This is a genomic window from Collinsella sp. i06-0019-1H4 (assembly GCF_042849575.1).
Lineage (GTDB): Bacteria > Actinomycetota > Coriobacteriia > Coriobacteriales > Coriobacteriaceae > Collinsella.
The window spans coordinates 143,352-155,475 of sequence record NZ_BAABYB010000001.1; the positions used below are offsets into that span (position 1 = coordinate 143,352).

Annotated in this window: 10 protein-coding genes; all 10 read left to right on the forward strand. The window is 60.5% G+C overall.

Translation table 11 applies throughout. The features are described from left to right. The first annotated feature begins 3 nt into the window (after positions 1 to 3). Positions 4 to 978: a nucleoside hydrolase gene (locus tag ACGHEN_RS00585; protein ID WP_390396460.1), complete on the forward strand. Its 975-nt coding sequence runs from the start codon at positions 4 to 6 to the stop codon at positions 976 to 978. 249 nt (positions 979 to 1,227) lie between these two features. Then, entirely contained in the window at positions 1,228 to 2,067 is an 840-nt protein-coding gene (locus ACGHEN_RS00590; protein WP_229030469.1) for a PRD domain-containing protein, read from the forward strand. A 70-nt stretch (positions 2,068 to 2,137) separates the two neighbouring features. Next, positions 2,138 to 3,586, forward strand: a complete 1,449-nt coding sequence (locus tag ACGHEN_RS00595) for a PTS transporter subunit EIIC (protein WP_164473266.1) — start codon at positions 2,138 to 2,140, stop codon at positions 3,584 to 3,586. Between the two features lie 146 nt (positions 3,587 to 3,732). Continuing rightward, complete coding sequence (locus ACGHEN_RS00600) at positions 3,733 to 5,151, forward strand: 6-phospho-beta-glucosidase (protein WP_164473267.1); 1,419 nt, start codon at positions 3,733 to 3,735, stop codon at positions 5,149 to 5,151. 182 nt (positions 5,152 to 5,333) lie between these two features. Next, entirely contained in the window at positions 5,334 to 6,344 is a 1,011-nt protein-coding gene (locus ACGHEN_RS00605) for a LacI family DNA-binding transcriptional regulator (RefSeq protein WP_390396465.1), read from the forward strand. A 257-nt stretch (positions 6,345 to 6,601) separates the two neighbouring features. Next, on the forward strand, positions 6,602 to 8,002 hold the full coding sequence (locus tag ACGHEN_RS00610; protein ID WP_117839925.1) for an L-fucose/L-arabinose isomerase family protein: 1,401 nt from the start codon (positions 6,602 to 6,604) through the stop codon (positions 8,000 to 8,002). A gap of 2 nt (positions 8,003 to 8,004) precedes the next feature. Beyond that, positions 8,005 to 8,841 (forward strand): transketolase, encoded by an 837-nt coding sequence (locus ACGHEN_RS00615; RefSeq protein ID WP_192934535.1) that lies wholly within the window; start codon positions 8,005 to 8,007, stop codon positions 8,839 to 8,841. Further along, complete coding sequence (locus ACGHEN_RS00620; protein WP_117839926.1) at positions 8,834 to 9,775, forward strand: transketolase family protein; 942 nt, start codon at positions 8,834 to 8,836, stop codon at positions 9,773 to 9,775. The genes ACGHEN_RS00615 and ACGHEN_RS00620 overlap by 8 nt, the downstream gene beginning before the upstream one ends. Positions 9,776 to 9,918: 143 nt before the next feature. After that, on the forward strand, positions 9,919 to 11,409 hold the full coding sequence (locus tag ACGHEN_RS00625) for an FGGY family carbohydrate kinase (RefSeq protein ID WP_390396470.1): 1,491 nt from the start codon (positions 9,919 to 9,921) through the stop codon (positions 11,407 to 11,409). Positions 11,410 to 11,578: 169 nt separating this feature from the next. Further along, positions 11,579 to 12,067: an S-ribosylhomocysteine lyase gene (locus ACGHEN_RS00630; RefSeq protein ID WP_117770240.1), complete on the forward strand. Its 489-nt coding sequence runs from the start codon at positions 11,579 to 11,581 to the stop codon at positions 12,065 to 12,067. Positions 12,068 to 12,124 lie beyond the last annotated feature (57 nt).

The window sequence follows — 12,124 nt, forward strand, 5'->3', positions numbered from 1 at the left end:
ACAATGGCAATCAAGAAGCTGATCCTTGATCTGGATATGGGTGTGGACGATGCGATGGCACTTGCCTATGCCATCGCGAGCCCCGAGGTGGAGCTCGTGGGCATTACCACGTGTTTTGGCAACGTGCGCGTCGACCAGTCGGCGCATAACTGCCTGGCGGTGCTCGACCTGTTGGGTCGTCCCGAGGTGCCGGTGTACCTGGGTGCCGACCGTCCTCTGCAGGCGACTGAGCCTTATACGCCGCCGGCGTCCACCGCGCTCATTCACGGCAAGAACGGCATCGGCGGCGCGAGCGTGCCCGCGTCACCCTACGAGCCGGTGGGGGCGACGTCTGCCGATGGCAACGCTGCGGTCGATTATCTGATCGATGCCGCGCGCACCTATGGTCCCGATCTGGTCTACGTAGCGACCGGCCCGCTCTCCAACCTGGCGCTTGCCCTGGAGCGCGATGCGGCGGCGGTGATGTCTATCGGCCGCGTGGTGGTAATGGGCGGCGCCCTGACCGTGCCCGGTAACGTGAGTGCGGGTGCCGAGGCCAACATGGCAAGCGATCCCGAGGCGGCCGATGCCGTGCTGCGTTCGGGCCGCAAGCTCACCATGGTGGGCCTGGACGTGACGCACCGCGTGGTGCTTACGCGCCGCGACATTGCCGGCTGGACGGGCTCGGGCACCATGGCGGGCTGCGCATTTGCGAGCATGGTCGAACACTACATTGGCTCGTACGAGATGAACGCACCCTACCTGGGTGGTTGTGCGCTGCACGATCCGCTGGCCGTTGCCGTGGCGATCGACCCCACGCTCGTGGGTGCGCTCGGCTGTAACCTGCGCGTCGACCTGCTCGGCGAGTATCGCGGCCGCACCATTTGCGATGAGCACCGCCTGTCCGATCCGGACAAGAGCGCGCTGGTGGCGCTGACTGTTGACGCTCCGCGCTTCCTGTCCGAGTTCAAGACGCGCATGGCCCGCATCCTAGGCTAGGCTCGGGATCGAAGCACGCCCATCTGCTCGATGTGGCCGCTGGCGGGCCGACATCTACCGTTCGCCAGCCCGATGGTCCCCGGGGCGGGGAGAGCGCTATAATGCATTCTGCATCTTGGATTGTTACTCCTGTGTGGAGGCATGCCCAAGAGCAATACAACACGGATTGTTACGTAAGGCATGACCGCAATAGCACTGCTATTGGCTATCATGCCTTTTTCTGTGAGTGTTCTTGAAAGGAGGTTCACCATGCTTGCAATTAAAAAGCTTAACAACAACGCGGTTCTTTGCCGTGACGGACAGGGGCGAGATGTCATCGCCATGGGCAGGGGCGTCGGTTTCGGCGGAGATTTTCCTCGAGAGCTCCCTCTTTCTAAAATCGAGCATACGTTTTACGACATTGATCCTAAAGGACAAGATGTCATGAGGGATCTTCCCTCGGATATCGTGATGTTTGCGGCGAAAGTTATGGACATCGTTGCCAACGAACTGCCCTACGACCTCTCGACCAATGCGACGCTGTTCATGGCTGATCACCTGTCGTTTGCCGTTGCGCGAGCCCAAAAGGGGGTCCGCATCGCGATGCCTCTTGCCTATGAAGTGCGGGAGACGTATCCGAAGGAATACAAGGCTGCCCAGTTTATCGTCATGCGACTCGAGAAGGAGCTCGGAGAGCGGCTTCCCAAGGATGAGATTGCCAGTATTGCGATGAATCTCGTGAACGCACGGGTTGTTGAAGCCGTCAAAGCCACGGCCGAGCCCGCAAAGCAGTTCGACGATATGCTCGAGGACGTTATCGAGATTCTCGAAAGCGATTTCCGCATTATTGTCGACCGCGATTCCTTTGATTTCACCCGCTTCGCCACGCATCTGCGGTACCTGTTCAAGCGCATTCAAGCCGGCGAGTCGCTGAACAGCGCCAACATGCAGATGTACAAGAACTTTCGTGAGGAGTTTCCGCAGTTGGCAGAGTGCGTGAAGCATATCGGTTCCTATTGTCGTGAAACGTGGGACGCCACGCTCTCCGAGGAGGAGGAACTCTATCTGATGATCCATCTCAACCGGATCATCTCCAAAAAAGGATTGTAACCCGTAGCCATTCGGGGCATGACCTTTGCCGATTCGAACAGTAAGCCAAGATTGTGCAAAGGAGCCAATGATGGCAAATTACAAAAAGGTGGCAGAGCAGATTCTCTCCACTGTGGGCGGGGCGGAAAACGTGGCTTCGGTTACGCATTGCATGACGCGCCTGCGCTTCAACCTCAAGGATGAAAGCCTCTCGAATGATGAGAAGCTTGAGGACATCTCGTCTATCATCAGCGTCGTGCACGCCGGAGGGCAGGTGCAGCTGGTGGTCGGGCCCACGGTCGACAAGGTCTACGACGAGGTTTGTAAGCAGGGCGGATTCGAGGTCACGGTATCGATTGACGAGGAACTCGATGGCCCTCAGCTTAGCTGGAAGGAGCGCTTGGCGCCCAAGCACCTCTTCAATCAGCTGCTCGATGCCGTGAGCGGCGCTATCACCCCGATCCTTCCGATCTTTTGTGTCGCCGGTATCTTCAAGATGCTCGTTATTCTGTTTGGGCCCGAAGGCGCCGGTTTTATGTCCGAAACGAGCGACCTGTATCGGATCCTTTCCCTGGTGGGCGATGCGGCGTATTACTACTTCCCGGTGTTTGCCGCCTATAGCTCGGCTAAGAAGTTCAAAACGAGTCCTGTGCTGGCACTGCTCATCGCTGTTGTGATGATTTATCCCGACATGCTCGTTATTGTTGAGGACGGAAAGCCTTTCAGCGTCTTCGGCATCCCCATGCAGCTCGTCAACTACACCCAGGCTGTTCTTCCGGTCATCTTGATCACCTGGGCCCAGTCCTATGTTGAGCGCTTCTTTAAGAAGATCTCGCCTGATATGTTGCGCATTCTGATCGTACCCGTGGGTACGGTGCTCGTGATGTTGCCGGTCGCGCTGTGCCTCTGCGGCCCTGCCGTCCAATTTGTCATGGGCCTTGTGGCCGATTTCATCATTTGGCTCGCCTCTGTTGCCGGTCCCGCTGCGACCGCGGTTATCGGCGCATTCTGGAATCTGATCATCGCCACCGGCATGCACGTGCCGATCTATACCGCCATATTGCCCGCCGCGCTCCAGAACGGTTACGACGCCATCTTATACCCCGGCACCGCGGTTGTAGCCTACACCACGCTTGCCATCGCGCTCGCCTATGGCCTGCGCACTAAGGACAAGGAGAGTCGAGCCACGGGCTGGAACTTGTTCATCACCTATGCCTTCGGTCGCGTGAGTGAGCCCATCATCTACGGCATCCTGTTTCGCGACAAGAAGGCTCTTGCCTGGAACATGATTGGTGGTGCTGTCGGTGGTCTGCTGGTAAGCCTTCTTCATGCCAACGTCTATATCTTCACTGGCGTTGGTTTCCCATGGATGAACGTGCTCATGTTTGCTCAGGATATCATCCCTGGCACCATCGGGTGTCTTGCTGGCGGTGCCGTGACGTTTGCGTTGGCGATGATTTTTGGATTTGAAGGACAGGAGAAGATGCCGTTGAAGTCCAAGAGCGGCGATTCTGAGGCCGTTGAATCCGTCGAGGCATAAGAGGCTACTACACAAATATGCTCCCCAGCCGTTGCGCGGTCCGACCCCTTGGCCGCGCAACGGTACTGTGCTGTTGCGCGGCACTTGCCGAGTCCGTTGCGTTCGACAGTGTGGGCCGGGAATTTGATAGAAAGGACGACACCATAATGTTTAGAGAAGATTTTTTATGGGGCGGGGCTCTGGCTGCAAACCAGTGCGAGGGAGGATGGAACGAAGGCGGTCGCGGTTTAGCCAATTCCGACATGCTGCCGTTTGGCGATCAACGCATGGACGTCATGCGGGGAGACCTTGATCCGCGTGCGTTGGCACCCGACAGCTTCTATCCCGCTCGCAAGGGCATTGATTTTTACCATAGGTACAAGCAGGATATTGAACTGTTTGCCCAGATGGGTTTTAAATGCCTGCGCTTATCAATCGCCTGGAGCCGCATTTTTCCCAAAGGAGACGAAGCCGAGCCCAATGAAGAAGGCCTTGCCTTTTACGAGGATGTTTTTAGGACGTGTCGCGCGCATGACATTGAGCCTTTGGTGACGCTCAACCACTATGATGTCCCCATGCATCTCGTCGATGCGTATGGCGGATGGCGCGATCGCAGGTTGGTCGACCTGTTCGAGCGATATTCGCGTACCGTGTTCGAGCGCTATCGGGGATTGGTCAATTATTGGCTGACCTTTAACGAGATCAACATCATGACGCAGGCGTGCTTTATGGCGGCGGGGATCATCTTCGAGCAAGGGGAGAATCGCTATGCAACGGTTCACACGGCCGTGCACCATGTATTGGTTGCGAGCGCCCGTGCGGTCGGGGCGTGTCATGAACTGTGCCCTGGGGCGAAGATCGGTTGCATGCTCAACGCAGGTGTCTTCTATCCGGCTACATGTGATCCGGACGATGTGCTGGCTGCGCAGGCTGAGAATCGCAGCCATTACATGTTTACCGACGTCCAGGTGCGCGGTGCGTACCCGAGCTATGTTCTCAAGGAATACGCCCGCCATGGTTTTGAGGTGCCCTATCGGGATGATGACCGCGAAGTACTGGCTGCAAACCTGGTCGATTTCGTCTCGTTTTCGTATTACTCGACGCGCGTCGCAAAAGCGCATGCGGAAGGTCAGTTCGATTCGAACCTTCTTCGCTCGGCGCCTAATCCGTATCTAAAACAGGAGCCTTGGGGGAGGTTTATCGACCCCAAAGGGCTGCGCGTCACCATGAATGAAATCTGGGATCGCTATCAAAAGCCGCTGTTCATCGTCGAAAACGGTTTGGGTGCTCCTGATGTGCCGGAAGATTCGGGTGAAATAGAAGACGACTATCGAGTTGAATACCTGCGGGCCCACATCGAGGCGATGAGGGAGACCGTCGAGCTCGACGGGGTGGAACTCATGGGATATACCTGTTGGGGCCCGATCGATTTGGTTTCGGTCGCCACAGGACAGATGCGTAAGCGCTACGGGTTTATCTATGTCGATCGAGACGATAGCGGTGCGGGCTCGTTTGAGAGACGTAAAAAGAAAAGCTTCGAATGGTACCGACGCGTAATAGCAAGCAATGGCGAAGACCTTGCGTAATAACGTTAAGATGGACAAATACGCCCGTTGGGGGAATAGTCGCGCCGCTTCGCTTGACAACAGGCTAAACTAGCTATTAAACATTTACTATTCTGTTTAGATTGAATTTGCGGTCGTTTAGTTGTCGAGTCACGGGGCGGTCAGGCCACGATGCTCGACCGCGACCGTTACTAGGGGGAACAATGGCCAAAGCAAGTGTCCGCGAGATCAGCCGCATCACCGGTTTTTCGCCCGCAACCGTGTCCAACGCGCTCAACCGCAAGCGCAGCGTGAGCGAGGAAACCGCCAAGGTCATCCTGGAGTGCGCGCAATCGCTCGGTTATCAGCAGTCGACGCAGCTCGAGAGCATTCAGTTTGTGCTCGCGCGCAAGACAGGCGCCATCCTGGACGAGAGCACCTTTCATCCCGCAGTCATCGAGGGCGTGGAGCGCCAGGCGCGTCGCCACGGCATGAGCACGAGCTTTGTCTCGCTCGACTTTAGCGACCTGGACGCCGTGCGCCCGCAGGTCGAGGGCCTGATCGCCGACCCGTCCGCCGCCATCGTGCTGATGGGTACCGAACTGGGCGAGGAAGACTACGCCCTGTTCGCTAACGCCGCCGCCCACCTGATTGTGCTCGATGGCTGGAGCGACCGCCAGTACTTCGATGCCGTGGTCATTGCCAATACCGATTCGGTGCTGCGTGCCGTGGACTACCTTATCGAGAAAGGTCACAAGCAAATCGGCTATCTGGCGGGCGACCTTCGTATCCGCAACTTTAAGGACCGCGAGCGCGGCTATCGCCAAGCGCTTGAGGATGCGGACCTCGAGGCAAACCCGGCATGGCGCGTCACGCTGGGCACCACGCTCGAGGGCGCTTATCGCGACATGGGCGCGTGGCTCGACAATACCTCGCACGACGACCTGCCGACGGCTTTCTTTGCCGAGAACGACGTGCTCGCCGTGGGTGCCATGCGCGCGTTCAACGAGCACGGCATTCGCGTGCCCGAGGATGTCTCGATCATCGGCTTTGACGACCTATCTCTGGGCGCCTTCTCCAACCCGCCGCTCACCACGGTGCATGTTCCCAAGCACGAGGTGGGTGAGATCGCGGTGCGCCGCCTGGTGGGCAACATCCGCAACCCCAAGAGCTACACCTGCAAGACCGCCGTGTCGACCTATTTTGTCGAGCGCCAGAGCGTGCGCGAAATCTAGGCGAAGGCGGCATCGTCTGCGGCGTGCCAAAGCACACTAGGGCAGTAAACATAGCGTCATTCAGAAGAGGATCCTTCGGGGTCCTCTTTTTGTTTCCCTTGTATGTTCAGTTCGTTTACATACCGTTTAGGCTGATTTCTCTACCGCCTACGGGTATTTCGCGCTAAACTTCTAAACAGAAGAGTAAAACATTTAGTAAACAGAACAAAACGAAACATGCGTCTGTTTACTGAACATGTGACTAGGGGAGGACGTACATGGATAAGATCAAGCTTGGCTTTGTGCCCACGCGCCGCAGTATCTTTAGCGCGCCGGACGCGATCAAGTATCGCGGCCTTACGGCTGATCGCCTGCGCGAGATCGGCGTCGAGATCGTGGATATCGACGACATCAACGACGAGGGCCTGCTGTTCGACGACAGCCATATCGCGCCTATCGTCGAGAAGTTCCGCGCCGAGGGCGTCGACGGCATCATGCTCTGCCACGCCAACTTTGGTACCGAGTATGTCTGCGCCCGCCTTGCCCGCGAGCTCGGCTTGCCCGTGCTGCTGTGGGGCCCGCGCGACGAGCGCCCCGAGCCCGACGGCACCCGTCTGCGCGACAGCCAGTGCGGTCTGTTCGCGACCGGCAAGGTCCTGCGCCGCTTTCAGGTTCCCTTCACCTACATGACCAACTGCCGCCTGACCGATCCCGAGTTCGAGCGTGGCGTTTGGGACTTCTTGGCCGTGTGCAACGTGGTCAAGACCTTCAAGCACACCCGCATCCTGCAGATGGCCACCCGCCCGTTCGACTTCTGGTCGACCATGTGCAACGAGGGCGAGCTGCTCGAGAAGTTCAACATCCAGCTTTCGCCCATCCCCATGACCGAGCTTGTCCAGGCCGTGCGCGACGCCCAGGCAGACGAGCAAGCCATGGCAGCTATGCTCGCCCACATTGCCGACAGCTTTGAGATCTGCATCCCCGAGGACAAGGTCCCCGCGGTCGCCGGTCTTGCCATCGCCATGAAGCGCCTGGTAAAGAAGTACGGCTGCAACGCCGGCGCCATTCAGTGCTGGAACGCTCTGCAGGACGAGTTGGGCATTATGCCCTGCGCCGCCAATGCCATCCTCAACGAGATGGGTATCCCCATCGTATGCGAGACCGACATCCATGGTGCCATCACCGCGCTGATGGTCGAGGCCGCCGACCTGGGCCGTCACCGCGGCATGTTCGCCGACTGGACCGTGCGCCATCCCGATAACGAGAACGGCGAGCTGTTGCAGCACTGCGGCCCCTGGCCCTGCAGCTGCGCGGCCGTCAAGCCCAAGCTCACCTACCCGCTGGCCTTCGATCACCCCGGCGCGCTGACGGCCGAGGCCAAGCACGGCGACCTCACCCTTGCCCGCTTTGACGGCGACAACGGCGAGTACTCGCTGCTGCTGGGCAACGCCCGCGGCATCGACGGCCCGGCCGGCATGGGCACCTACCTGTGGGTCGAGGTCGAAAACCTCAAGCGCCTCGAGGCCAAGATCGTTGAGGGTCCCTACATCCACCACTGCGTCGCCATTCACGCCAACGTGGTGCCGGTGCTCTACGAGGCGTGCAAGTACATCGGCATTGTCCCCGACCTGTACGACCCCATCGAAGAAGACGTCAAAGCTTACCTGCGAGGAGAGTAGAAATGGCAACTATCGAAGAGCTTGAATCCCTGCGTTGGGACCTTCGCCGCGATTGCGTCGATATCATCATGGCCGGCGCCGGCGGCCACATCGGCGGCGACATGTCGGTGATCGACGCCCTCATGACGCTCTACGCCAACCACCTCAACATTTCGCCCGAGACCGTCGACGATCCCAACCGCGATCGCTTCGTGCTCTCCAAGGGCCATGCCATGGAGGCCTACTACGCGGTACTCTGCCACGAGGGCTATCTGGACCTCGACGACGTCAAGGCCCGTTTCTCCAAGTTCGGCAGCCCCTACATCGGCCACCCCAACAACAAGCTCAAGGGCATCGAGATGAACTCCGGTTCGCTGGGCCATGGTCTGCCCGTGGCCGTCGGCATGGCGCTTGCCGGCAAGATGGACGGCCGCGACTACCGCGTCTACACCATCATGGGCGACGGCGAGCTTGCCGAGGGCTCGGTTTGGGAGGGCGCCATGAGCGGCGGCAACTACCAGCTCGATAACCTGTGCGCGCTCGTGGACCGCAACCGCCTGCAGATCAGCGGCAGCACCGAGGACGTCATGAAGCAGGACTCGCAGGAGGAGCGCTGGGCCGCCTTCGGTTGGAACGTGCTCTCCATTCCGGGCAACGACATTCAGGCCATCGACGCCGCGCTGACGCTGGCCGCCGAGACCAAGGGTAAGCCCACGGTCATCATCCTCAACACGGTGAAGGGCTATGGCTCGCCCGTTATGGAGGACAAGGCCGCCTGGCATCATCACCTGCCCAACGATGAGGAATATGCCCAGATCATCGCCGATTTCGCGGCCCATAAGGAGGCTATCAATGGCTAACAAGATCGCCAACCGCAAGGCTATCTGCGACGCGCTGCTCGAGGCCGCCGCAACCGATAAAGACATCGTCGTCCTGTGCTCCGACTCCCGCGGCTCCGCATCGCTCACGCCGTTCTTCGATCAGTATCCCCAGCAGTCTATTGAGGTCGGCATCGCCGAGCAGGACCTGGTGAGTATCGCCGCCGGTATGGCCTCGTGCGGCAAGAAGGCCTGGGCCGCCTCGCCGGCGTCCTTTGTGACCACGCGCTCGTATGAGCAGTGCAAGGTCGACGTTTCGTACTCCAACACCAACGTCAAGCTCATCGGCATCTCGGGTGGCGTGTCCTACGGCGCTCTTGGCATGAGCCATCACTCCGTGCAGGATATCGCCGCCATGAGCGCGATTCCCAACATGCGCGTGTATCTGCCGAGCGATCGCTTCCAGACCGCCGAGCTCGTGCGTGCCCTGGTCGCCGACAACAAGCCGGCCTACATCCGCGTGGGCCGCAACCCGGTGGAGGACGTGTACACTGAGGACGAGTGCCCGTTCCAGATGGATCGCGCCACCTGGGTGCGCCGCGGCACCGATGTGACGATCGTCGCTACCGGTGAGATGGTCCGCCACGCCGTGGACGCCGCCGATCTGCTGGCCGAGCAGGGCATCTCGGCGACGGTGCTCGATATGTACTGCGTCAAACCGCTCGATGCCGAGGCCGTGATCGAGGCCGCCGGTGCCACGCGCGCCGTCGTGACCGTCGAGGAGCACAGTCCCTTCGGCGGCCTGGGTTCCATGGTCGCGCAGGTCGTGGGTGAGCACTGCCCGCGTCCGGTCAAGTGCCTCTCCCTGCCCGATGCGCCGGTCATCACCGGCACGAGCCCCGAGGTCTTCGCGCACTACGGCCTGACGGGCGAGGGAATCGCCAAGACGGTCGCCGAGGTCCTTCCCGCAGAGTAATTGGTGCATCGGGGACAGGTTTGCGCCAATCCTTTTTGGTTGAATTTTGAGCAGGCCGGCTGCGCTCTCATGAGCCGGTCGGCCGCTCGCTCCTTGTCCGTCGGGTTGTAGTTTTTGAATCGACGGGGGAGACAGGAGAGTACATGAGCAAATACATCATCGGAATCGATCAATCCACGCAGGGCACCAAGGCGCTGCTGGTGGACGAGGGCGGCCATTTGATTCATCGTGCCGATCGCCCGCATCGCCAGATTGTCAACGAGGCTGGCTGGGTGAGCCACAACCCGGCCGAGATTGCCGCCAACGTGCTGGCCGCGGCGCGCGCCGTGGTGGAGGAGACCGGGGTCGATCCGGCCGACGTCGCCGGCATCGGCATCTCCAACCAGCGCGAGACCACCGTTGCCTGGAGGCGCACGACGGGCGAGCCGCTGTGCGACGCCGTGGTGTGGCAGTGCGCCCGCGCCCGTGAGCTGTGCGACGAGCTGGCCGCGCGCGAGGGTGTGGCCGAGCTGGTGCGCGACACGACGGGTCTGGTACTCTCGCCCTACTATCCGGCGGGCAAGATGGCTTGGATTCTCGCGAACGTTCCCACGGCTGCCGAGGCCGCGGCGGCAGGCGAACTGTGCCTGGGCACCATCGATGCCTGGGTGGTCTGGACGCTCACGGGCGGCGCGGAGTTTCGCTGCGACTGGTCCAATGCCAGCCGCACGCAGCTCTTCGACCTACGCCGTGGCTGCTGGAGCGAGCCGGTGTGCGAGGCCTTTGGCGTCGATGCAGCCTGCCTGCCGCAGGTGACCGATTCCGATGGCCTGTTCGGCATGACGGACCTGGGCGGCTTTTTGCCGGCGCCCGTGCCCATTCACGGCGTACTCGGCGACAGCCATGCCGCCTTGTTTGCCCAGGGCTGCCATAGCCGCGGCATGGCCAAGGCGACCTATGGCACCGGCAGCTCGGTCATGATGAACGTCGGCGACGAGTTCGTTGCCAGCTCGCACGGGCTTTCGAGCTCGCTTGCGTGGCGTATGGACGGTGTGACCGAGTATGTTCTCGAGGGCAACGTGAGCTACGCCGGCGCCGTCAAGACGTGGCTGCGCGACGATCTTGAGCTCATCAACAATCCCGAGGAAGTCACCGACCTGTGCTACGCCGCCAATCCGGCGAGCCGCGTCTACTTTGTGCCGGCGTTCACTGGCCTGGGCGCGCCGCACTGGGTGAGCGATGCCGAGGGGTGCGTCTTTGGCATGACGCGCACCACGGGCCGCGCGGAGTTCGTGAAGGCTGCCGATGAGTCGATCGCCTATCAGATCTTCGACGTGATCAATGCGATGGTCGAGGATTCAGGCGCGGCGCTGGCCGAGCTTCGTGTTGACGGCGGTCCCACGCGCGACGCGTACCTGATGCAGTTTGAGAGCGACCTGGTCGGCTCGCCCATCCGCATTGCGAGCAACGACGAGATGAGCGGTCTGGGCGCGGGCTGGGCCTGCGGCATTGCGCTGGGCATGTACACGCGCGACGTCGTCGACGTCTACGGCGCCCGCGGCATCGTGGAGCCCGCCATGTCCGCCGACGAGCGCGCCAAAAAGATCGCCGGCTGGCGCCATGCTGTCGACGCCACAATTGCATACACTGCCTAGGCGGCTGCGCGGCGCCCAAGGATTTTTCTGGGACAGGGATAAAAAACTCATTGATCCCCGTCCTAGGCAGCTCATTTGGGGCGGGGCTTTTTTGACTGGTATGATTGGTGCGACCATTCGAACCAGCTAAAAGAGCCCCGTCCCAATTTAACTACCGAGAGGAACTGCCATGGAGCGTATCGCGAGTTTTTCCGTTGACCATCTGCTGCTCGAGCCCGGCGTGTATGTGAGCCGCATCGACCGCGATCCGGCGACCGGCGCCGCCGTCACCACCTTTGACCTGCGCCTGACCACGCCCAATAAGGAGCCGGTCATGAACACGGCCGAGTGCCACACCATCGAGCACCTGGGTGCCACGTTCCTTCGCAATCATGCCGAGTGGTCGAGCCGCATTGTCTACTTTGGTCCCATGGGCTGCCGCACGGGCTTTTACCTCGTCGTGTTTGGCGAGGTGACGAGCGAGGAGATCCTGCCGCTCGTGCGTGAGCTGTTCGAGTTTGTCGCCGGCTTTGAGGGCGATGTCCCCGGTGCCGCTCCCGAGGAGTGCGGTAACTATCTGGACCAGAACCTCCCCATGGCAAACTGGCTCGCGCGTCGCTATCTCGACCGCGACCTGGCCGATATCGATGAGAAGCACCTGCATTATCAGCAGGCGTAAGGGCTTTATCGCCCAAAGCGCGCGCATTGGGCGCCTTCGCTTATGCGGGGGCGCCTT